The following is a 23719-nucleotide window of genomic DNA, read 5'->3' as shown; positions in this document are numbered from 1 at the left end:
AGATTCAAATCATTACCAAATAAAGACAAAATATTCAAGTGAGGGGGCCGGACAGAAATACCTTCAATTGTGCAGTTCAAAATCAGCTTATGTACTCATTCCATCAACCCAAATCAGGAGGGATTCCATGCTTTACACCATTATTGTGCCAGTCAACCAGGACTATAACATTTTGAACCTGTTCACAGATTCGCTACTCCGGACGGTAAGCCCATCCACTCAGATTATTTTCATCAACGATGGTTCCGGCTCAGCAGTCTTTCAACATCTGGATAAACTGAAGCAAGACGTAAGAGAAGGTGTGACCATCGAGATTCTTCAGCATGATTTTCCACTCGGTTGCGCCGTGTCGATTAATAGCGCACTGAGTCTTGCCAAGGGAGAGTACATTTTCTTCCTGGATTCTGACACCATTCTTCAACCGAACTGGCAACCGATGATGAAAGAGACACTGGATAGCGATATTACAATCGGCATGATTGGAGGGGTTCTGTTGTATCCGCAAACAGGAGGCGTGCAGCATTGCGGCATTGCTTTTGCGGACACCATCGGCCGACACCTGTTCCTGAACGCATCTCCTGATGATATCCCAAAAGAAACCTTCTCTGTTCAACTGGTGGTGTTTGCCATGTTTGGCATGAAGCGGGAGGTGTATGAGACGATCGGCAACCTCGATGAGAAGTTCTTTAACGGATACGAGGACTTTGATTATCAGATGCGGGCACGAGCAGCCGGATACGATACAGTCATTAATCCGAATATTCAAGCATATCACTGGGAACGCAGCAGCGGCATTCACCGCAACTTCAACCGGAAGAACAATCTGGCACGATTCTGGAAAAAGTGGGGCGGTCAAATCGAGGCTGATGTGTGGCCATTCGTTTTCAGTCATCTGAAAGCACAACTGGAAAGCCAAGAGGAATACCAGCATCTGCCGATTGTCGGGATTGACCTTGCCGAGGTTCGAAGTGATGCCGATACATTCTGGAATAAGCTGGAGGAAGCCGAATTTGCAAATGTAGCCGAAGTACGGGACTATTCAAACCGCTTTAATTCCAACGGGGCCATCTGGCTGCCACAGGTACTGGGCAAGGAATTGATTCATAGTGAGAACCGGTTACTGTTTTTGGTGGACAATTTCGCCCGTTTGCTGGAGAACCGCTACTGGATTGAGATGAGACATGCTCATCGAGCCAAGGATCTGATCATTGATCTGTATGGCAATGTGATCACGATGGATCGCATATACGATGGATGCTGGCCTGGAACCAAAGTTCGGTAATTCACTCACAACGAAAATAAACAGGGAGGTACTTAAGGTGAAAGAAAAAGAGAGCACGCTCGATCGTGCCGTACGGTTTACCCGTAATCTGGAGTGGTTGGAACAAGTCGAGAAGGTAATTCCGAGCGGATGCAGCACTTTAGCCAAAGCACCTGAACGTTTATTTCCGGGCCATACCCCCGTATGTTGTGCAGAGGCTTATAATTCCCGATTTACAGATATCGACGGAAATGAATGGCTGGATTGCGAAATGGCCATGGGTACGGCGCCATGGGGCCATGCCAGACATGAAGTCCAATTAACTGTCATTCACCAGTTGAAAAAAGGGACAAGCTTTTCTTTACCTGCCGACATCGAGCTTGAATGTGCGGAGTTGATTCTGGAGCGGTTCGACGGTCGTTATCCATCGCTGCGCTTCACTAAGAGTGGGGCCGATGCAGTGAGTGGGGCCGTGCGTCTGGCCCGTGCCGCTAGTGGCAAAAGCAAGGTTATTGCAACAGCGTATCATGGGTGGCACGACTGGTCTGCCTACGGTTATTATGGTGGCCAGACGAAAGAACGTGGCATCCCGGTGGATATCGAGCGTTCAACGATCTGGATCAACAAGCCTACTACGGAGCGAATTGAGGCCCAGATTACCGCATCTCCCGAGGATATCGCATGTATTGTTCTGTGCCCCAACGAGTGGAAAAAGGACGCGCTGGAGCAAGCCGTAAACCTATGTCGGTCTCTGGACATCATTATCATATTCGATGAGGTAACTTCCGGTATTCGAATGGGCAAGCAGGCTACAGCAGGAGAATATGACATCTGGCCTGATCTGCTCTGTATCTCTAAAGGTATGGCCAACGGTTTACCGCTCGCAGCGGTTATGGGGCCTGAGCACTTAATGTCTTTGTCAGGACAGGTCAGATTCAGTAATGCCCATTCCAGTGAAACGACAGCGCTCGCGGCAGCCATTGCCTGTGAACGATTAATGAAAAATGCGAAAGTATGGCCGACTTGGCGTGATCCGGCAACCCGGATCATGGATCGTCTGGAATCTGAACTTGTGTTACTCGGATTGACGGATCAATTGGAAGTGAGAGGGACATATGCAAGCTTCTGCATTCAATCCTTGGCTGAAGATAACTTCCAAACCGATCCTTTCCGCGAGTTCATGGTGAAGAGAATGGCTCACTTCGGTATTTTCACCAAAGGATACTTTATTTTCTCTGATGCCCATACACGGGAAGAATTACTGTGGGTCGAGGAAGCGCTGTTGCAGATCCTGTCAGACTGGAAAGAGATTCAGAAGCAAGAACATCTTCATGCGATGCAACTTTCGAAAACGTTTGAAGCTTAATCCATAGATCATAATCGACAATCGACTAGGAGGAATTATTCAATGAAAGCACTCGTATATCAGGATCTCAAACAGGTGACTTACCAGGAGATTGAGGAGCCAACCATCCAAAAGCCAAACCAGGTAAAAATTAAAATCTATGGTTCCGGCATCTGCGGTACAGATCTGAATATTGTCAAAGGCAAAGTGCCTGCGAATAAAGGAACGATCATTGGTCATGAAGGCGTAGGCACAGTGGTTGAGGTGGGCGACGAAGTTCGTGGTTTCAAGATCGGTGATCGGGTATTGGTTGATCCCACGCAATCTTGCAGTACCTGCTCATACTGCCGTGAGGGTCTGTTCATCTACTGCGAGAATTTTGATGATTATCAAGTAGGGATGACGACACACGGAACCTTTGCTGAATATTTTGTCGGGGACGAAAAGTATATCTATGCCATTCCGGATTCCATGAGTTGGGAAACGGCCATGATGATCGAACCACTGGGATGTGTACTTCAGACGTTCATGAAAGCAGGGACTAAGCCAAGTGACTCCGTACTGGTCCTCGGTTCTGGTGCAATCGGTTCCCTGTGTCAGCTTGTTAGCAAACGATTGGCAAGGCTTACTGTAGGTACGGAAGTTGATCCATACCGCAAAGAGTTCGCTTCAGGAATCGCGGATCATGTGTTTTATCCTCAGGATCTGACACTGGATAAAGTATACGAGATCAATAATAACAAAAAGTTTGATATTGTAGTGGACGCGGTTGGTAACCAACTTCATGTAGGGTTTGAGTTGATTGCCAAAGGCGGCAAAATTATTCCTATGGGATATGACGACAGCTATGAGGTGACGTTCAAATCAACAGCCGTGATTAATGATGGTATTAGTATCATCGGTGCAGTTGCTAATCACTCGATGATCAGTACGGCACTGAAATTTGCCCAAAGCATCCCGGAACTGGAACAGATGGTGACAGCCAAGGAACTGCTGAGTGATTATGAACAGGCCTTTAATGGAACGATTGGTTATGACATGCATACTGGAGAGAAGTTGCCGATGAATTCGGTCAAAACAGCTCTTATCCTATAAGAGGTACGATAAGCATGTAGACATTAGCGGGTTTGCCGCTGCGAGAAGTTTGAATTCGCAGCGGTGAAAACCGCAGAAGGAAGGGATATCGATTGAAATTGCTTCAAGATTTGCCGAAGAATCCACGCTACTCCATTTTACTCGAACCGGTATGGGCCATTCCGGGCACGATCGTTCTCTTTTACGCTCCTTTATATATGAAGGAAGCCGGACTTTCGGACATAGAAATCGGTTTAATCAATTCGGTGAATCTTTATTTTGCCTTTATCTTTCAATTGTTTGCGGGTTCCATTACGAATAAGCTGGGCCGGAAACGAACAACACTGATTTTTGATCTGCTTGCCTGGAGTGTTCCCATGTTCATCTGGGCCTTCTCCCAGAACTTCTGGCTGTTCCTGATCGCTTATTTACTGAATGCAACATCCAAGTTTGTAACGGTCGCCTTTAACTGTCTGATCATAGAGGATGTGGAGGAACACAAACGATCGAAGGTGTTTGCCATTCTCAACATGATTATTACAGGGGCAGGTGTACTCACGCCTATTGCCGGGGTGGTCATTGCTGATTATGGTATTGTGCCTACACTCGCCAGCATTTACTTTGTCGGAGGCATCCTCATGACCGCCATGTTTTTCATTCGTAACCGATACACGGATGAGACCGAGGTCGGCAAGGAACTTATGGGATTGCATAGTAAAACCCGCGTGCTTCAGAGCTTGGGTTCCAGTCTGCGCCTGTTTGGAAAATCGTTCTACAAACGGAGACTTTTTCCGATTATTCTGATCACGGTGTTGTCCAATCTGATCTTGCAGCTGAATTTCTTTCAGGTCATTTTCTTCAAGGAACAGTTGAAATTTGATGACCGTGTCATTTCGTTTATCCCAGTAGTGACTGCGGTAACCGTCATGCTGCTCTATCTGGTCATCATTCCGCGATTGAAACGGCGTTCGGAAGAAAAGTATGTTGGTTTTTCCATCGTGCTTAGCACGGCCGGAGCCATTCTGTTTCTGTTGATCCCTGTGGGGAATATAGGGATGTTGTTTCTCACGCTAATAGTGCTCGCTGCGGGTAACTTCATTTTGCAGACGTACCGGGATTCCCTGCTGATGAACCGATTGGGTACGCATGAGAAAGCCGATATGTTCTCGGCCGTGCAGACCGTCATGACGCTTACAGCCATTCCATCCGGTTACCTGACGGGCCTGCTCTACCATCACAATCCAACACTGTTATTCAGCGTCATTCTTGGTCTATATGTTGTACTCATGGTCATCATGTTCTTCCTGCCAGATCCGCAAAAGCACTCCCAAGTGCTGGAACCTTACAAAAATATGTAGAAAAAGGGGTTTACTGTATCTGGAGCGAATATGTAGTACAGAAAAAAATAGAACTACCTCTAGAACATATTTTAACTTGGGAGGCTGCTAACAAATGACTAACGTAATGACAACAGAAGCACGGAAGCAATGGAGTTGGATGAACGAGCCCGAAATCTGGTCCTACACGGATCAGGGAGGTGTGCTGGTGGAAGCGAAGGCGGACACCGACTTTTTCCAAGACCCTGCGGGCAAGCATATTCGTGCAACCGCACCATTTCTGTCCATACCTGTGCCTGAGGACTTCGAAATCACAACCCAATTAACCGTTGATATGAAAAATCAATATGATTCCGGATGTCTGATGGTGATGGCGGATGATCGTAACTGGTGCAAAATTTGTTTTGAATATGATGGAAAAGCGCCTACCATCGTGTCGGTGGTGACACGTGATGGTTCATCCGATGATTGTAATTCGGTTGAAGTCTCCGTACCTAATCCCTATCTGCGTATACGCAAAGTAGAGGGCTGCATATCATTCTTTTATTCACCCGATGGGGATGAGTGGAAACTAATTCGTTATTTCGGCATGCCGATACAAGGGGAACTTCGAGCTGGATTAGTTGTTCAGTCGCCAACTGGAACGGGCTGTACGTGTCACTTTTTATCGGTGAACGTTACTCATCCGGACTTGACCGCACGTTTCTAATCCGCTCCCCTGGAGGGAGAACAGGTTCATGGTAAAAGCATTTATATTTGATTTTGATGGACTCATTGTTGATACAGAGACACCTTGGTATTATGCGTTTCGGGATATTTATGAAGAGCACGGAGTTGAACTTGGTCTGGAGCTATGGTCGAAAAATGTGGGGACATCCTTTGAGGAATTTCATCCATTTCTGTATCTGGAGCAAGCGCTCCAAAAAAAGATAGATCATGATCATATCAAACTTCTCTCTGAACAGAAATACGAAGTCTATTTGGGACAGGCTGCCATTCTTCCGGGGGTATATGAATTGCTTCAGTCTGCGAGGGAAAAGGGGATTCAGCTAGCGGTTGCTTCCAGCTCCACACGGGACTGGGTGCATGGTTACTTGCAGAAATTAGGCATTTTCGATTATTTCACAGTCGTTCATACATCCGAGGATGTGAAACGAGTGAAACCGGACCCTGAACTGTACCTTCTTGCTCTCCAGAGTCTTGGGATCGAGGCTTCCGAAGCGATTGTGTTCGAAGACTCACCTAATGGCTTGAAGGCAGCCAATGCGGCAGGTATTCGTTGTATCATCGTACCTAACGAGGTAACGCGTGGTCTGGAATTCGCCATGCATGAACTGCGGTTATCCTCGCTGGCCGAGATCGATATGGAGGCGCTTTAATCCAGATACTGCTTGCGTAGCTCGATAGGGGAGATCCCTTCGTATTTTTTGAACACTGATCCAAAGTAACTGGCACTGTTGAAACCAACGGCTTTGGCTATTTCATGAGCGGTCGTAGCGTTATTTTCGATGAGCATTTCCTTGGCTTTCAACAACCGATATCGCATCAGATACTCTAGTGGAGTCATTTGAAATTCTTTTTTGAATATCCGATTGAGGTGTTGCTCGGTAACGTCCATCTGCTCAGCCAACATGGGGAGAGAAATATCCTGATGATAATTTTGTTTGATAAAAGTAATGATTTCATCCAATCTTAATCGGGCATCAGAACGTTCGTAAGCACTATAGCGTTCACCTTCAATGGTTAATCTGACCAAAAGCATGTACAGTAATGCGGATACGTGCCAGATCTGATCCTTGTGCCGGGACTGCAGCGCCAACGTAATTTCACGCAACAGGATATGAAGCATTCCATCCGGCTTGAAGGCGCGCAGCTCCCCGATCTGCAAGGTATGCAAGAACCGTGGCAATAAATAGCCATTGAAAGACAGACAATCAAATCGTAATGAATCACTCAGATTGTGGTAACGGTAGGTTACCTCCGGGAACAAAATGAGAGCGGTCCCTTTTTTGATCGAAAATTCATGATTCTTTGCTGCGATTCGCCCTGTTCCTCCGATGCACTGTACAATGCTGTAATCCCGTGAATGGTCGCTCCAATTCATCAATTCATCAACGGTCAACTGGTTTTGCCCTGTAATCATGAGCGGCATATCGGTATCCAGTGGATTCCCCATACTAGGTTTCGGCATCGTCGTGTTATTCCTCTTTTCGTTAAAGGATCATGTGCGTAAGTGGCGTGGTTACAGCGTTAAAAGAAACCTAGAAAGAATTATATTACATAAATGGAATAATTTTAATTTAATGACGGGCAATATATAAAACGTTTTCATATAAATGCTTCAACAATTATTAATTGGATGAATGAGTATGAACTGTGGTCTGATCAGCCTTTGATTTATGGATCTAAAAGTACGCCCGCCTTGCCAACAGAATGCGAAACGGTATACGCTATAACGAATGAGTGATTAAGGAAAGGGATGCAAACATGAAGAAAGTCATCGTAGTCGGATCGGGTATTCTGGGGGCATCAACAGCCTATCAATTAGCCAAACATGGCGCAGAGGTCATCATCGTAGATCGAAAAGATATAGGACAGGCAACGGATGCAGCTGCCGGTATCATCTGTCCATGGCTGTCACAGCGACGTAATCAGGATTGGTATCAGCTCGCCAAGGCTGGTGCGCGGTTCTATCCTGGCATCATAGCGGAGCTTAAAGCCGAAGGAGAAACGGAAACCGGTTATGCTCAAGTGGGCGCGCTTAGTATTCATACGGACGTGGACAAAATCAACAAGATGGAAGAGCGGGCCCGTCTTCGCAAAACAGATGCGCCGGAGATTGGCGACATTACACCTCTAGATGACAAAGAAACCCGTGAACGTTTTCCATTGCTGGATGAACGTTATCAATCGGTACATATCAGTGGTGCTGCACGTATAGATGGAAGAGCGCTGCGCGATGCATTGATCCGGTCTGCACAGCGAAATGGAGCGGAAGTGATCCATGGAGACGCCACGCTTCAATTCGAAGCAGATCGGGTCATTGGTGTGAGTGTTAATGATCAGAGTTTCCTGGCAGATGAAGTCGTTGTCTGTGCAGGTGCATGGGCCAACGAACTGCTGAAGCCACTCGGCATACACTTTAAAGTGCATTATCAAAAGGCACAAATTATGCATCTACATGTCACGGATGGGGAGGATACAGGCCGCTGGCCTGTGATCATGCCACCTTCTGATCAATATCTGCTGGCCTTTGATCAACAGAAGATTGTGATTGGTGCCACTCATGAAAGTGATGTGGAGGGTTATGATACAAGAGTAACTGCAGGGGGCATGCAGGAAGTTTTGAATAAAGGTCTGGAACTGGCGCCGGGGCTAGCCAATAGCACATTCCAGGAGGTAAGAGTTGGGTTCCGTCCGTTCACACCTGGCTTTCTGCCAGTAATGGGGGCTGTCCCAGGCTGGCAAGGTCTGATTACCGCGAATGGACTTGGAGCCTCTGGATTGACCATGGGTCCTTTTATCGGGAGTCAACTGGCGAAACTAGCTCTCGGCATGGAGCTGGATATCGATATTGAGCCCTACACTGTTGGCAAAGCAATGGATGAAATTGAAAGAGGTGAGTCATGACATATTCACAACGTGTATCCGATGGAGCGAACTCGTCCGATATCGTATATCTGGAGCATCAGATCGGTACGACAAAAGAAAAACTGCGCATAGCTTTGGAGAAAAAAGAAACATACAAAAGCGAATTGTCGGAATTGAAGTCATCACCAATCAGGAATGCATCCGAAGACAATTCTGAAGAGCAAGTCTTAATGGAGAAGGCAAGCCAAACGAAGAACTTGATTGAAACCCTGTCTGAACAACTGGAGCAACTACAGGAAGCATTAGCGAGACTAGGCGATTGATCGGCTCGTATGGCTTATCTCTCTGAGACATCGACAGAAATAATATACGATACGTATAAAACGAAAACCCCTTATATTAAGGGGTTTTTCTGATTTTGTTCAAATGGTTTATATCAATAAGTGAACATATGGTATAAAATGGAATCAGGTGCTGAACTGTCAATTCAGATACCCATGTAACCAATCACGAAACTATGCTGAGAGGTGGATTCCAAATGTATAAAGAAGTGATACGTGTTGAGGACATTACGGGGTTTCAGTCGAGATCTGAAGAGTTTTTCCCACTTCACTGGTTTCGAAAAATGCTGTCTGAGCAACCAGTGTACTATCACGAAGATACAGACACATGGAATGTGTTCAGATACGATGATGTGAAGCAGGTTCTCAGTAATCATGAGTATTTTTCGGCCGAAGGAACCCGGACGACCATTGCCGTTGGAGCAAAGAACAATGAAGGCACACCTCCAGACAAATTAAACATATCAAGTATCGATCCTCCCCGTCATCAAAAAAGTCGTTCGTTGTTATCCGCTGCTTTTACACCGCGTAGTCTGAAAAACTGGGAGCCACGAATTCGCAACATTGCAGAGCAGCTGGTAGCCGATATTGAGCCAAATACGACCATTGATATTGTTCAAGCATTGGCCGCTCCGCTACCTTCGATGGTTATGGCCGATCTGCTTGGCATCCCTCTTACAGACAGCCATCGCTTCAAGAACTGGGTAGATATTCTGTTTCAACCCATCAATCCCAAGACGGCTGAGGAGAGTGAACTGAAAAAGCAAACTGCCGCTCAAGAGTATTATCAATTCCTGTATCCTATTGTGGTTCATAAACGGACTCATCCTGGTGAGGATATCATTACCGATCTGTTGAACGTGGATGTTGAGGGGGAGAAGTTCACGGAGGATGAGGTTGTTCGCACGACCATGCTTCTGCTTGGAGCCGTTATAGAGACAACGAGTCATATGGTTTCAAATACGTTCTATTCCTTCCTCTACGATGACCCGAGCTTGTATGGCCAACTCAGGCAGAACCCCGAATGGGTTCCGCTCGCAGTGGAAGAAATGCTTCGTTATAGGTTCCATAATGCCAAGCGGCATCGGACAGTAAAGCAGGATAATCAACTGCTCGGAGTGGATTTGAAAAAAGGAGATGTTGTCATCTCCTGGATGAGTGCAGCCAATATGGATGAGCAGATGTTTGAAGACCCCTTTGAGCTGAATATTCATCGTCGTAATAACAAAAGACATCTTACCTTTGGTAATGGCCCACACTTTTGTCTAGGGGCCCCGCTGGCAAGAATGGAACTAAGCATTGCCTTGACAGCATTTGTGGAGAAGATTGCTCGGATTGAACCGGTGGAGTCCTTTGATCTGGAGAATAATCTGGCCACTTCAGCTCCGGGACAGTCATTGACCCATCTGCCAGTGAAGATCGTTGCGGAGTGAGAAGGAATCATACGGGACACAACCTAAAAAGCGGCAGATCAGACGTAAACGTCTTGATCTGCCGCTTTGTTATGCAAGCAAGTATGAGGTTGGACACCTTAATTTGAATTCATAGAAACTTTTTGTCTTACCACCTGTTTGATTTCTTCCTCTTTGGCTTGTTTGGTGCGTTTGATAAAGAAGGAAAGGACCAATCCCACAACAGCGATACCGATGATAACAACATAAGCATCATTGATACCCTGGATCATGGATTCTGTAGCAAGCTGTTTTTGACTGAGACCATTGGCTGCACCAGTCGCCATCATATCCTGTACGTGCGCTGTTGTACGGGAGGTCATGACACTTACGAGTAATGAAGTACCTACAGCACCAGCCACTTGTCTGACGGTGTTGGAGATAGCTGTACCGTGTGCACCAAGTCTTGGTGGCAGTTGGTTAAGTCCCGCAGTCTGAATCGGCATCATGAGCAGAGCCATACCAATTCGGCGGCCGGTAGACATTAATACCAGGTAACCATAACTGGTTGAATCCGTTAAGTCGATGAAACCAATTGTTGTCACGATGGTGATCACCATCCCGATAACAGCGAGCCATTTCGCTCCAAATCGGTCAAACAATTTTCCGGCTACTGGCATCAGGAAGCCCATGACAAGAGCACCCGGAAGGAGTAATAATCCGGACTCCAGTGCAGTGTAACCACGTGCGTTCTGGAGATACAAGGGAAGCAACATCATGTCAGCATACATGATCATTGTAATCGCGATACTAATGACCGTGGTCAAGGAGAACATGTTGTATTTGAATGCCCGCAGATCAAGCAGCGGAGTTTCAGAAACGAGCTGTCTCCATGTAAACAGGGCAAGAGAAACAATTCCAGCCCCAATGCAGATAAGAACTTCTGCACTTGACCATCCCAGACTTCCTGCTCTGCTGAAACCATAGAGCAATGCGCCAAATCCGATCGTGGAGAGCACCACACTGATTGTGTCGAACTTTGTGTTGACCCGTTCGGATACATTCTTCAGGTATACAAACGCAAAAGCAATGACAATAAGAGTTAATGGAATCATGCCGTAGAACATCGTTTGCCAAGAGTAGTTCTCGAGGATATAACCGGCAAGGGTAGGCCCGATTGCAGGGGCAAAAATGATGGCAAAACCAACCATACCCATTGCAGATCCTCGTTTTTCAGGAGCAAACAAGGTCAAAATAACGTGCATTAAGAGCGGCATGATAATGCCAGCACCCGCTGCCTGAATCATACGTCCTGTCAGCAGTGTGCCAAAGTTATCTGCAAGAGCAGATACGATAGTACCAATCAGGAAAATAAACATGGAAGCTTGGAATAATTGCTTGGTTGAAAAGCGTTGCATGAAGTAGGCCGTGATCGGGATAAGCACCCCGTTCACCAGCATGTAACCTGTCGTTAACCATTGTGCTGTTGCGGCGGAGATGTTAAAATCACCCATCAGTTCCGGTGTAGCGACACTCATGATCGTTTGATTCAACGTTGCAAGGAAGGCTCCCAAAATCATGATAAACAGGATGGGGCCTTTCTTTACGGATAATTCTTCTTGTACTCTAGCCTGACTCAATCCTTTTCATCCTTTCAATCCACACGTGACTAAATTTACAACGTGTTGTATAGTTTACATTGTATTTATTGAATTATATACATATTCGGACAGATTACAATTTACGTTATGACGTGTTTTCGTCGTTTATTTTACAAATAAAATGAATTTGTTGTGTAAATCAAAAATAAACGACTGTTTGTTTAAAATTGTAATGTTTAAAATTTGATGGGAGGGATACACGTGAAAGACGAGAAGAAATCAGCCGTGGACCCAAGAATATTGCGAACACGTCAGTTAATTCGAGGTGCATTTGTTGAATTGCTGCAGGAAATGGATATTGAGAAGTTGTCAGTCAACAAAATTGCCGAACGAGCGACGATCAATCGGGTAACCTTCTACCTGCACTATCGTGATATTACGGATATGATGGAGAAGATGGCGGATGAGATGATTGAGAATATTGAACGGATCGTGGATGAATATGCCCCTCATTTTGAGAAACAAAGAACGGAAGAGGCTTGGCCTGTTCTAGTCAAGTTACTGGAGCATTTTGCAGAGAACGCCTCGTTCTATCAAGTGGTTCTTGCTACAAAGCGCACACCGATTTTTACCGAACGACTGCTTAAATTGTTGAGTACGCTGGTCAAAGCCAAAATTGATCGGGTAGAGATGGAAGATGAACTCGAAGAATCCGGCATTCACAAAGAAATCGCAATATGGTACGGTTCTTCGGCTCTGATTGGAACCATCGTTGCCTGGTTGCGTAATGATATGCCATATTCCCCGCATTTTCTGGCGAAACAATTCTCGTTGATCCGCTCGTACTCTTATAATGACCTGATATAATCATGCTACAATTGCACCTAACGTTAATAGAGGAGGAATAATGTGATGAAATATAGTGCAGAACGTATCTATGTGAGATTTTGGAATGTGGATGATGCCGCATTGCTTCTGGATCTACAGGTTCGCAACCGTGGGGAAATAGAGAACATATCAGCAAGTGATCGGGACGAGTCTTTCTACAGCTTGGAAGGGCAAAGGTCACTCATTGAGAGCTGGAACAAGAAGAGAGAAGAAGGAAATCGCTATTCTTTTGGTATTTTTCTACATACAACGGATGAACTCGTCGGTGAAATTTCTTTGTTCGAGATCATACTGGATTCTACCCCAAAATGGATCGTTGGTTATGTGACGGATACTCTGCATCAAGGAAAAGGATATATGAGCGAAGCCCTGCAATGTGTACTGGAATTTGCCAAACACGAAACTGAAATTACTCGAATCGAAGCTGGCGCTGTACCCGATAATACAGGTTCCATTCGTGTCCTTCAAAAAGCAGGATTCAAGGAGAATGGGTCACAGCCTGTGCCAATCCAGGGAACGTTGAAAGAACATACGATGTTTGCTGTGGATATACTATAAGCAAGATGTTTTAATATTTACTATACAAGTTGGACTATATATTTAAACGTAACGGAGAGGACAGAAAAAACATATGGCTACTATACTCGTTGCAGACGACGATGCGAACATTCGTGAACTCGTCTGTCTATTTCTCAAAAACGATGGATTCACAACAGTGGAAGCTGCGGACGGTAAGGAAGCTCTCACTATATATGGCGAAACTCCAGTGGATCTGGTCGTCCTTGATATTATGATGCCTGTCATGGATGGTTGGGCACTGTGCAAAGAACTCCGAAGAGCCAATCCCGACCTCCCGTTACTCATGCTGACGGCGAGAGGAGAGACTTGGGAGAAGGTGAAAGGATTCGAACTGGGTACGGATGATTATTTGACCAAACCGTTTGATCCATTAGAGCTGACCGCTCGTGTCCGAGCATTACTGAAACGATACAAAATCGGCTCCACACACACAATCCAGTTTGGCAACGTCATTCTGGACCGTCAGACGTATAAGGTGATGAGAGGCACGGAGTCGCTTACGTTACCACTTAAGGAGTTCGAATTGCTGTATAAGCTTGCTGGAACACCAGGACAAGTCTATACACGGGAGCAATTAATCGATCAGATATGGGGTATTGATTACGCGGGAGATGATCGAACAATAGACGTACATATTAAACGCCTGCGCGAACGATTCGCGACAACACCTGATTTTCGGATTGAAACGGTGCGTGGGCTAGGGTACAGACTTGAGGTCTATGAATGATCAGATCCTTATATATTCGTGTTGTTCTGACCTTTCTGGTGTCAGTCATCACAGGCACGATTATTTCATTTTTTATGTCAACCTGGATGTTCGAAGATCAATTGAATGAAAATGCTCAAATTAACATACGCAATTTTGGCCAGGACGTTGTGCAGATTTATAAGACGCTGCCTGCTGATGAAGCAGAATCATTCGTTAGTAGAATGAAACAACTTGATTCGTATCATATTCGAATTTATGATGCAACGGGCAATTTCAAGTCTTATGGGAAGCTCAACGAACATAAATCATCCCCCGTATCGACGGATCAACTCAAGAAGGTGTTAAACGGAGGGGTTGTGCAGGACACACCTAAAGGTATCGCTACCGTTCTTTTGGGGCTACCGATCAAGACGGAAACGGGTACAAGAGCGATGTTTCTAGAAACACTCTCACCCCCCTCAGCCTCTTTTGTGGTCCAGTTTGGGTTGATTTTTGCAAGCTGTTCCTTGATTGTAGGAAGTTTGTTGATTGTGGTTGCTTCTGTATATCTGGTTAGACCGATCAAAAAATTGACCAAAGCGACCAAACGGATTGCAGCTGGAGACTTCAACGTCAAGCTGAACATTAAACAAACGACGGAGATTGGTACATTGGCCCGCAGCTTTGAAGAAATGATGCATGATCTTCAGCAGTTGGAGCAGATGCGCAGGGAATTCGTTACCAATGTTTCGCATGAGGTTCAGTCTCCGCTCACCTCGATATCCGGTTACGCTTCGGCACTGAAGCAAGTAAATCTCTCAGAACAAGAACGAAACCGTTACCTGGATATTATCATCTCAGAAGCAAAAAGAATGTCCAAAATGAGCGATAGCCTGCTGAAGCTGAGTTTGCTTGAATCGCAGTCACAGCAACTACGGCTCACCACCTTAAGCCTTGATGAACAGATCAGGCGGGTCATCGTGGCGCTTCAACCGCAATGGTCTGGGCGCAACATTCATTTCGAGCTTGATTTGGAGAACGTGAAGGTAACGGCTGATCACGATCAGTTAAATCAGGTATGGACAAACATCATCGGAAATAGCATCAAGTTTTCCGAGGATGGCGGTATGATTAAAGTCAGTATCGAAGAGGACTTCAAAAATGTGACTGTTCGAATATCCGACACGGGCATTGGAATTCCCCTGGAAGATCAGAAGCGTATATTCGACCGTTTTTTCAAGGCAGATCGTTCCCACAGCCGCAAATATGACGGGAGTGGTATGGGACTTGCTATCGTTAAACAGATCGTGTCCCTTCATCAGGGTGACATCCAAGTGGAAAGCGAACCTGGTCAAGGCACGACCTTTATTGTCACGTTGCCCATCCATCCACCAACGGATAGTTAGGCTCACAGGATAGGGTCAATGAATAGAATATCCATCGGATTATCTAAACCAAATGTTCATGTCCTATGTAACATGCAAGCTTCCTTGTATGTTACATAGGACATTTTTTTTTGCTTGTTCATACTCCGTTCATATTCCGGTCATGGGGAGTACATCTTTCTTGATTAGGATTTCTTAAGCAGCCTGCCAGGCCAATATACAGATGAGGATAGGAGCAGATGAATGTGAAACTACAAGCAGACAGAGGAGTCCAGAGTAAAAGCAAAACCAAGAAAGTGTTAGGTATTTTGTTTAAAGTACTATGCGCAATCATTATAGCAATCTTACTTTTTGTAGCTATCGTATATACCGTCAATAAAATCAGCAGTTATTCGGAGCAAAAAAGAATGGAGCCGTATGGTCAACATGTATCCGTAGACGGAAAAAATATGAATGTGTTCATTCAAGGCGAAGGCGAGGAAACGATTGTGCTTCTGCCTGGTTTTGGAACAGCGGCACCAGCGCTTGATTTTAAACCTCTTATCTCCGAGTTATCTCCATATTATAAAGTTGTCGTTGTTGAGCCCTTTGGTTACGGATTGAGCGATCAGACCAAAAAGGAACGCAGCACAGCAAATATCGTCAGTGAAATTCATGAAGCGTTACAGCGTCTACATATTGATCGTTATATCCTCATGGGTCATTCCATTTCGGGGATCTATAGCCTGGATTACGTGAACAAGTATGCAGATGAAATAAGTGCATATGTTGGGCTGGATAGCAGTGTTCCAGCGATAAGTGAACAGAAGATTGATTCATCAGATACACAACCGATTAAATGGTTCCGCAACTTGGGTTTCGCCCGAGTGCAACTGAAACTGAGTGCTGACCCTTATGATGGACTGCCTTATGATGAGCAAACGAAAGAACAATTGAACATTCTGATACGCAAAAATATGTATAATACCACGCAATTAAATGAGGCAGAAAGTATGTATTCCAACTTTAAAGCATCTGAACAACTAACTTTCCCTGTTAATCTTCCGGTTCTTTTCTTTGTTCAAAAGAATCATCCGGCAGCAGACAATTGGGTTCCGGAACACGAGAAGTTAATAGAGAACTCTGTGCGTGGTGAAGTGGTGTTGCTGGAAGCAAATCATTATTTGTATCGTTCCCATGCCAAAGAAATTGCTGAAAAATTCAGGGGATTTATGACGCAGCAGTAAATATAAATGAATTGGCTTGTTCATATTCAGTTCATATTGACGTCACGGGGAGTACATTTTCATTGGATAAGATTTCATTAGTAGCAAAAAAGAAAATCGAACTATCAGTTCAAGACAGGAGAAGATAACACTGACGACGCAGCCTGCGGAAAAGAAAACAAAGAATAGATCAAAGGCCAAAAAAGTGAGAAACATGATACTGAAAATAGTAGGAGCAATCGTAATCGCCATTATTCTATTTCTAGGTATTGTTTATATCACCAATGTGATCAGTAGTAATTCAGAGGCCAAGAAAATCGATTCCTATGGTCAGCATGTATCTGTAGACGGGAAAAATATGAATGTACTCATTCAAGGTGAAGGCAAGGAAACGATTGTACTTCTGCCTGGTTTTGGAACAGCAGCACCAGCGCTTGATTTTAAGATGCTCATTGACGAACTATCACCATATTACAAAGTTGTGGCGGTTGAGCCATTCGGTTATGGATTAAGTGATGCTACTGAAAAAGAACGAACCACAGAGAATATCGTAAGTGAAGTTCATGAAGCTCTGCAGCAACTCGATATTCATCAGTACATGCTCATGGGTCACTCCATTGCAGGCATTTATGGCATTGATTATGTGAACAAATATCCGGATGAGGTCACGGCATTTGTCGGAATTGATAGCAGTGTTTCAACACAACCGGGTATGGATGCCAAATTACCTACTAAAACGTTCGCATTTCTTAAAAAATCAGGTCTCCAAAGATTGGTGGTCAAATTTAGTAGTGACCCCTATGCTGGACTCGCATTTGATGAACATACCGTAGAGCAGATGAACATGCTGTCGAATAAAAACTCGAACAGTTCCACGACTTTGAATGAGATGGACCATATTGCTTCCAATTTTAAAGGAGCCCAAGGTTTAACCTTCCCTAAAGACCTGCCACTTCTTCTCTTTGTACAAGCGAATAATGAAGGTGTAGAAGGATGGATACCGCTGCATGAAGGGCAGATCAAAGATTCAGTACATGGGAAAGTAATCACCATGGATGGCGAACATTACTTGCACCATACGTTATTCAAAGAAATAGCTGAAGATGTTAGAGCATTCATGAACGAAGCGAAATAATAATTCTGTAAAAGTCCGTGATGAGAGAGAGGAATTCAATTGAGATTATTTGAGATACTGTTAGTTCTATCCTGTTTCGCGTTACTCATAGACCTACTATTTATTAAAAGAAGTGCAAAGAAAATAGGTTTGGGTTTGGGTATAGGAAGTAGCGTTATATTATTAGTTCAATTGTTTGTTGAGGGATACAGATGGCAGTTGCTTTTGGTATATATCATGACGGCTCTATTCATAATCATCGTTTTATTCAGACATTCCGATAAGATGGCGAATCTTAAAATAGGGAAGTTCTTGAAATATAGTTTATCTTCCTTAATCGTTATTCTGCTTGTTGGTTCTACCGTCTTGTCTGTATACTTACCTGTTTTTAATCTGCCGAAGCTTGATGGTCCAGAGAAGGTGGGTACTCAAACATTTCATTTAACAGACCAGAACAGAGACGAAATCTTCACTGAAGATCAAAGCGATAAGAGAGAACTAATGGTTCAAGTTTGGTACCCAACTGAAAACAGCAATAATAACAAGCGTGACACGCTGTTTCCAAAAGATAAAGAAATGTTCAAAAAGTATATTCAGAGCTTCTCTAATTCTTTAAAACTGCCCGAATTTTTGCTCGACTACTTGAAGTATAGTCAAACCAACTCTTATGAAGATGTTGAAATATTACCTTCTACAAGTCCTTATCCCGTGGTACTACTATCTCATGGTATGGGAACCAGTAGAGTTCTACATGTATCACAGGCCGAGAATCTGGCCAGTCATGGGTATATCGTGGTCACCATCGATCATACGTATAGCACCTTTGCTACCCTTTTTCCAGATGGCCGTGTAACGGATTACAAAAAAAGTACGACTACACTAGATGAACGTACAAAAACAGGGAGTATATGGACGAAAGATGTGGAGTTTGTAATCGATCAAATCGAAAAGTTGAATTCAGGTGCAATCGAAAGTCAGTTTAAAGGAAAAATCGATCTAGATCACATCGGCGCGATGGGGCATTCTTTCGGGGGTGCAACCGCGTTTAATGCAACGTATTTAGATCAGAGAATCAAGGCCGGAGTTAATATGGATGGATCACTATATGAAGTGGAAAATAGAGATGATATAAACAAGCCGTTTATGTTCATCCGATCGGGAAGTTTTGAAGAGTGGTTCGCCAACTTTGAAATAGATAGAAATTCGGATGATGAAGTAACTAAATCTCTTTCAGATGAGCTGCACATTATGAAAAATGTTATGAATCATGGGGGAAAAGTGATCTATGTAGAAGGAACCCAGCACTTCAATTTCACGGACCTTCAGTTCTATTCAGAGCTGGTTAAACTGTCCGGTATCACAGGAGATATCAATGGTAAAAGAGGATCAAACATCGTAAATCAATATGTACTCGATTTCTTTAACAAGCAACTGAAAGGAACGGGTGGAGATCTCATTCAGGGACCAAACGACTTGTATCCGGAGGTGAAATTTGTAGACCCAGAAGAAATCAAATAACCAAAACACTTAAAATTCAGGAGATGATGTGAATGGGACGACAAAAGGGAAAACGCATTTCAATCGCCGTGTTAACGCTGGCATTAACGATGTTAGCTCCAATGTCTGTAATGGCTGCGCCTACTACAAGTAGCAGTGATCTTACGTATGAACCAACCAAGAAAACCGTGATGGAGAAAGCCAAGTTACTCACCGAGAAACATGGAATCACAAGTCTGCAATATGCCCTTATCGATGGTGGAGAGATTGTGGTGTCCGGTCAGACGGGTAAAAACGATAAAAACAACAAGGTGCCTCTTACGCCGGATACGATCTATGGCATAGGATCAACGAGTAAAATGTTCCTCACAGCTTCTGTTATGAAGTTAGTTGACGAAGGCAAGGTGGATTTGGATCTGCCTGTTGTGAACTATATACCTGATTTTCAGATGAAAGATCATCGCTACAAACAAATCACACCACGCATGCTGTTGAATCATTCTTCCGGTCTGCTGGGAGGCACGGGCAGTAATGCCACATTGTATGGGGATAATGATACGTACTCACATGATACGTTTCTGGACCAATTGGCAAGTCAAAACCTGAAGGCAGATCCCGGCGAGTTCTCGGTGTATAGTAACGATGGGTTTACGTTATCCGAGATTATGGTTGAACGTGTTAGCGGCATGAGTTTTACAGCTTTTATACACCAATATTTTACGGAACCTTTGGACATGAAACATACCAAAACACCACAGGATGTGGTTGACACGGCAGCAATGGCGGGAATCTATTCTCCTATGTATGAGGGTCAGCTTCCACAAGAGAATTATAATGTTATCGCTACTGGAGGCATTTATTCCACCGCTGAAGATCTTGCGAAGTTTTCACAAATCTTCACGGGAGAGGTCCAAGGCATTCTTACCGATAAGTCTGTAGAAGCCATGGCGCAAGAAGAATACAAAAAAGGCATGTGGCCAGAGGGTGGCGATACGTCTATATCTTACGGATTAGGGTGGGATAGTGTAAATCTGTACCCATTCAGTGAATATGGTATCAAGGCAGTAACAAAAGGTGGAGATACCATATCGTATCACTCATCATTAGTCGTACTGCCGGAATATAATCTGGCTGCAGCCGTTACCTCATCAGGTGGGACAAGTGCCAAAGATCAGTTCATTGCGAGTGAATTATTACTCAGCGCACTTGAGGAAAAGGGCATTATTACAGAACGGAAGCCGGAAAAATCGTTTGGTGTTCCAGTGAAGGCAGATATACCTAAAGAAATAGCCACGAATGCAGGTATATATGGCGGCAATAATTCGGTTAAGAAGATCGAAATGAATACTGCTGGACAAATGACTGTATCCACACCTTCAGCTCCAAGTGATCCGGTTCAAAAATACACCTATACAGCAGATGGTACTTTTGTTAACGATGAAGGCACGGAAAAGTTGAAATTTGTTAAGGAGAAGAATGGAATGACTTATCTGTGGTATCGATCTTATATATCCTTACCAGGACTTGGACAATTGGCTTTCTCCGAATATAAAATGGAAAAGCTGGAAGCCAATGAATTATCCCAGGATATTACGGCCTCATGGGAGAAACGTGAAGGTAAAAAATATTACCTTCTGAATGAGAAATATACATCAACGGTTTATCTCAATTCGGCACCAATTCTCCCTATTCATTTGGACAAAGAGACGCCTGGGTATGTATCCAATACTAAGATTATTGGAGCAAACGAAGCAGTCACGGAGCTGCAAATCCCTGGCCTGGCTGGACGTGATACAAAGGAGATTTATTTTGCTAAAAAGAACGGAGTAGAGTACATTACAGCCGTTGGTAGCATATACGCCAGTGAGGAAATGGTACAACCACTCTATTCGGGTAAACAATCTCTAGCAACGATTCAAGCAGATGGATATGCCAGATGGTTTTCGTTACCAGCAACGGTGAAAGGAAAAGTCATGACGGTTAAAATGCCTGCAACTGGCGCCTTTGCCGTATATGATCAGAAGGGGATTTGTATTAATCACACCGTAGTCAGCGGTCAGAATGAGGTTGTATTACCAGAAAACGGCCGCATTGTATTTGCAGGTGACGTGGATTCCACTTTCGAAATTTCATTAAAATAGATGTTGTGCCGTAGTTAGTTTTATGAAAGAAACTAAGAAAGTAGCCGATCAAAGTTATCGGCTGCTTTTGTTCAATTTAACTATAATTAGTTTGTCACTTCAGTTAGAATTCTTCGCTATTGCTCAACTGAAGAATTATTCTTTTTTAGGAGAGTGGAAACGTTGCCTACGATATTGGTTGCTGACGACGATGCGAACATTCGCAAACTCGTCTGTTTATTTTTGCGCAACGACGGACTTACAACCATCAACGCCGTAGACGGAAAGGAAGCCCTGGCTATCTATACCTCCATGCCAGTCGATTTGGTTATTCTTGATATTATGATGCCAGTCATGGACGGTTGGGCATTATGCGAGGAACTTCGAAGAGCCAATCCGGATCTTCCGTTACTAATGTTGACGGCAAGAAACGAGACCTGGGAGAAAGTACAAGCATTTCAGCTCGGGACAGATGACTATATGACGAAGCCATTCGATCCGCTTGAGTTGATGGCTCGCGTCAAGGCACTGTTGAAACGATACCGTATAGGATTAACGCAGACCATCCAATTAGGAAACGTTATTCTGAACCGGCAGACTTATAAGGTCCTGAGGGGTACAGAGTCGTTCACCTTGCCGCTTAAAGAGTTCGAATTATTGTATAAACTTGCTGGATTACCGGGACAAGTCTATACGCGGGAGCAATTAATCGATCAAGTTTGGGGAATTAATTATACTGGCGATGATCGAACGATAGACGTGCATATTAAACGTCTACGCGAACGTTTTGCCGATATCTCCGATTTTCGTATCGAAACGGTGCGGGGACTTGGCTACCGGCTAGAGGTGCAAGAGTGACCGGCTCCCTCTATACACGTGTAGTCCTGACCTTTCTGGTCTCCGTGATTGGGGGCACAATCCTTTCTTTTCTTGCTACAACCTGGATATTTCAAGATAAATTAAACGAAAACTTACAAGGCTCCTTGCTTGACTTTGGCCAGGATATCGTCCGCATCTACGAGACATTGCCGTTACATGAAGCAGAAATGTTTATAAGTGAAATGAAACAACTCAATTCCTATCACATTCGAATCTATAAAGCAACGGATCAATTCCAATCCTACGGAGAACTTAAAGAACAACATCCTTTCCCGGTGACGACGGAACAAGTGAAGAAAGTGCTGGATGGGGAAAGGGTCCAATTCAATGGGATCGATACGTTCTTCTTGGGATTGCCGATAAAAACTGAAATGGGAAGCAAAGCAATGTTTGTAGAGCCCCTCACTTCCTCTTCCACCTCATTTCTCATCAAGTTTGTTTTAACTTTTATGATTTGTTCGTTAATAGCAGGAAGCCTATTGATACTAATTGCGGCTATGTTTCTGGTGAGACCGATCAAAAAGCTGACAGAAGCGACCCGGCTTATAGCTGCCGGAGATTTCAATGTCAAGCTTAATATTAAACAAAAGGGTGAGATAGGTGCTCTGGCTCGTAGTTTCGAAGAAATGATGCACGATCTAAAGCAGCTTGAGCAGATGCGTAGGGAATTCGTAGCAAACGTGTCCCATGAAGTTCAGTCTCCGCTCACTTCCATTTCCGGTTTTGCTATAGCGCTCAAGCAGGTAGACCTCCCGGATGACGAAAGAAGCGATTATCTCGATATTATCATCACTGAAACTGCAAGAATGTCCAAAATAAGTGATAGTCTGCTAAAGCTGAGTTTGCTTGAATCTCAATCATTGCAAATGCGGCTCGCCACGCTAAGTCTGGATGAACAGATCAGACAAGTAATCGTCGCTATTCAACCCCAATGGTCGGCCCGTAACATTCAGTTCGATCTTGATTTGCAGCCCACCAAAATCACGGCCAATCATGACCAGTTAAATCAGGTGTGGATCAATATCTTCGGCAATGCCATCAAATTTTCCGAAGATGGTGCCCGAATTAGCATCAGGATCAAACAGAATATCAAGAACGTGACGATCCGCATATCGGATTCGGGTATTGGTATTCTCCCGGAAGACCAAAAGCGTATATTTGACCGCTTCTTTAAAGCTGATCGTTCCCACAGTCAGAAATATGAAGGAAGCGGTATGGGACTAGCTATTGTAAAGCAGATCGTCTCGCTTCATCAAGGGGACATCCGGGTGGAGAGCGAATATGGACGAGGAACGACCTTCATAGTCATCTTGCCAATCACAACACCCACAGAGTGATTGGATTTCATGTCTTCTCTTAGCTATGACACTCTATATAAACCTCCTTGCGTATGATGATGCAAACTTTTTTTGCCTGTTCATCC

At 44.3% G+C, this 23719-nt stretch carries 21 protein-coding genes; 19 read left to right on the top strand and 2 right to left on the bottom strand.

Going from position 1 to position 23719, the window contains the following annotated elements; genetic code table 11:
* Positions 1 to 127 precede the first annotated feature (127 nt).
* The 6 genes from MHI01_RS04525 (at position 128) to MHI01_RS04500 (ending at position 6396) form a co-directional block, all read left to right on the top strand.
* Positions 128 to 1282 carry a glycosyltransferase family 2 protein gene (locus tag MHI01_RS04525; RefSeq protein ID WP_315372923.1) on the top strand — a complete coding sequence of 385 codons (1155 nt, stop codon included), beginning with the start codon at positions 128 to 130 and terminating at the stop codon, positions 1280 to 1282.
* Between the two features lie 37 nt (positions 1283 to 1319).
* On the top strand, positions 1320 to 2627 hold the full coding sequence (locus MHI01_RS04520; protein WP_340982618.1) for an aminotransferase class III-fold pyridoxal phosphate-dependent enzyme: 1308 nt from the start codon (positions 1320 to 1322) through the stop codon (positions 2625 to 2627).
* Between the two features lie 42 nt (positions 2628 to 2669).
* Positions 2670 to 3701 carry a zinc-dependent alcohol dehydrogenase gene (locus tag MHI01_RS04515; RefSeq protein ID WP_340982617.1) on the top strand — a complete coding sequence of 344 codons (1032 nt, stop codon included), beginning with the start codon at positions 2670 to 2672 and terminating at the stop codon, positions 3699 to 3701.
* Positions 3702 to 3793: 92 nt separating this feature from the next.
* Positions 3794 to 5038 (top strand): MFS transporter, encoded by a 1245-nt coding sequence (locus tag MHI01_RS04510; protein WP_051449724.1) that lies wholly within the window; start codon positions 3794 to 3796, stop codon positions 5036 to 5038.
* A gap of 94 nt (positions 5039 to 5132) precedes the next feature.
* Complete coding sequence (locus MHI01_RS04505; RefSeq protein WP_340020290.1) at positions 5133 to 5726, top strand: DUF1349 domain-containing protein; 594 nt, start codon at positions 5133 to 5135, stop codon at positions 5724 to 5726.
* Positions 5727 to 5754: 28 nt separating this feature from the next.
* A complete protein-coding gene (locus MHI01_RS04500) occupies positions 5755 to 6396 on the top strand; it encodes an HAD family hydrolase (RefSeq protein ID WP_127548321.1) in 642 nt (213 codons plus the stop codon).
* Here MHI01_RS04500 and MHI01_RS04495 read toward each other — a convergent pair.
* A complete protein-coding gene (locus tag MHI01_RS04495; RefSeq protein WP_340020291.1) occupies positions 6393 to 7208 on the bottom strand; it encodes an AraC family transcriptional regulator in 816 nt (271 codons plus the stop codon). The two genes, MHI01_RS04500 and MHI01_RS04495, sit on opposite strands and share 4 nt — an antisense overlap.
* 296 nt (positions 7209 to 7504) lie before the next feature.
* Between MHI01_RS04495 and MHI01_RS04490 the strand changes: the two genes are divergently transcribed.
* The 3 genes from MHI01_RS04490 (at position 7505) to MHI01_RS04480 (ending at position 10382) form a co-directional block, all read left to right on the top strand.
* A complete protein-coding gene (locus tag MHI01_RS04490) occupies positions 7505 to 8647 on the top strand; it encodes an NAD(P)/FAD-dependent oxidoreductase (RefSeq protein ID WP_340020292.1) in 1143 nt (380 codons plus the stop codon).
* Positions 8644 to 8931, top strand: coding sequence for a hypothetical protein (locus tag MHI01_RS04485; RefSeq protein ID WP_340032909.1), 288 nt, complete (start codon positions 8644 to 8646; stop codon positions 8929 to 8931). Before MHI01_RS04490 ends, MHI01_RS04485 begins: the two co-directional genes overlap by 4 nt.
* A gap of 215 nt (positions 8932 to 9146) precedes the next feature.
* On the top strand, positions 9147 to 10382 hold the full coding sequence (locus MHI01_RS04480) for a cytochrome P450 (RefSeq protein WP_340982616.1): 1236 nt from the start codon (positions 9147 to 9149) through the stop codon (positions 10380 to 10382).
* Positions 10383 to 10480: 98 nt separating this feature from the next.
* Here MHI01_RS04480 and MHI01_RS04475 read toward each other — a convergent pair whose 3' ends face one another.
* Positions 10481 to 11920: a DHA2 family efflux MFS transporter permease subunit gene (locus tag MHI01_RS04475; RefSeq protein ID WP_237175774.1), complete on the bottom strand. Its 1440-nt coding sequence runs from the start codon at positions 11918 to 11920 to the stop codon at positions 10481 to 10483.
* A gap of 282 nt (positions 11921 to 12202) precedes the next feature.
* Between MHI01_RS04475 and MHI01_RS04470 the strand changes: the two genes are divergently transcribed.
* The 10 genes from MHI01_RS04470 (at position 12203) to MHI01_RS04425 (ending at position 23633) form a co-directional block, all read left to right on the top strand.
* Entirely contained in the window at positions 12203 to 12808 is a 606-nt protein-coding gene (locus MHI01_RS04470; RefSeq protein ID WP_047842851.1) for a TetR/AcrR family transcriptional regulator, read from the top strand.
* Positions 12809 to 12853: 45 nt separating this feature from the next.
* Entirely contained in the window at positions 12854 to 13387 is a 534-nt protein-coding gene (locus MHI01_RS04465) for a GNAT family N-acetyltransferase (protein WP_282321526.1), read from the top strand.
* Between the two features lie 73 nt (positions 13388 to 13460).
* Complete coding sequence (locus MHI01_RS04460; protein WP_017688634.1) at positions 13461 to 14135, top strand: response regulator transcription factor; 675 nt, start codon at positions 13461 to 13463, stop codon at positions 14133 to 14135.
* Positions 14132 to 15502 carry a sensor histidine kinase gene (locus tag MHI01_RS04455; protein WP_340982615.1) on the top strand — a complete coding sequence of 457 codons (1371 nt, stop codon included), beginning with the start codon at positions 14132 to 14134 and terminating at the stop codon, positions 15500 to 15502. Before MHI01_RS04460 ends, MHI01_RS04455 begins: the two co-directional genes overlap by 4 nt.
* Positions 15503 to 15720: 218 nt before the next feature.
* Complete coding sequence (locus tag MHI01_RS04450) at positions 15721 to 16707, top strand: alpha/beta hydrolase (protein WP_405159269.1); 987 nt, start codon at positions 15721 to 15723, stop codon at positions 16705 to 16707.
* Positions 16708 to 16900: 193 nt separating this feature from the next.
* Positions 16901 to 17821, top strand: a complete 921-nt coding sequence (locus MHI01_RS04445) for an alpha/beta fold hydrolase (RefSeq protein ID WP_340020298.1) — start codon at positions 16901 to 16903, stop codon at positions 17819 to 17821.
* Between the two features lie 39 nt (positions 17822 to 17860).
* A complete protein-coding gene (locus tag MHI01_RS04440; RefSeq protein WP_445744895.1) occupies positions 17861 to 19318 on the top strand; it encodes an alpha/beta hydrolase family protein in 1458 nt (485 codons plus the stop codon).
* A gap of 32 nt (positions 19319 to 19350) precedes the next feature.
* Positions 19351 to 21438 (top strand): serine hydrolase domain-containing protein, encoded by a 2088-nt coding sequence (locus MHI01_RS04435; RefSeq protein WP_340982613.1) that lies wholly within the window; start codon positions 19351 to 19353, stop codon positions 21436 to 21438.
* Between the two features lie 162 nt (positions 21439 to 21600).
* On the top strand, positions 21601 to 22275 hold the full coding sequence (locus MHI01_RS04430) for a response regulator transcription factor (protein WP_340982612.1): 675 nt from the start codon (positions 21601 to 21603) through the stop codon (positions 22273 to 22275).
* Positions 22272 to 23633 (top strand): sensor histidine kinase, encoded by a 1362-nt coding sequence (locus MHI01_RS04425; protein ID WP_127548339.1) that lies wholly within the window; start codon positions 22272 to 22274, stop codon positions 23631 to 23633. The genes MHI01_RS04430 and MHI01_RS04425 overlap by 4 nt, the downstream gene beginning before the upstream one ends.
* The last annotated feature ends 86 nt before the right edge of the window (positions 23634 to 23719 follow it).

The sequence above is a fragment of the Paenibacillus sp. FSL M7-0656 genome (assembly GCF_038003225.1).
Lineage (GTDB): Bacteria > Bacillota > Bacilli > Paenibacillales > Paenibacillaceae > Paenibacillus > Paenibacillus amylolyticus.
This window is presented reverse-complemented; position numbering and strand designations above follow the sequence as displayed.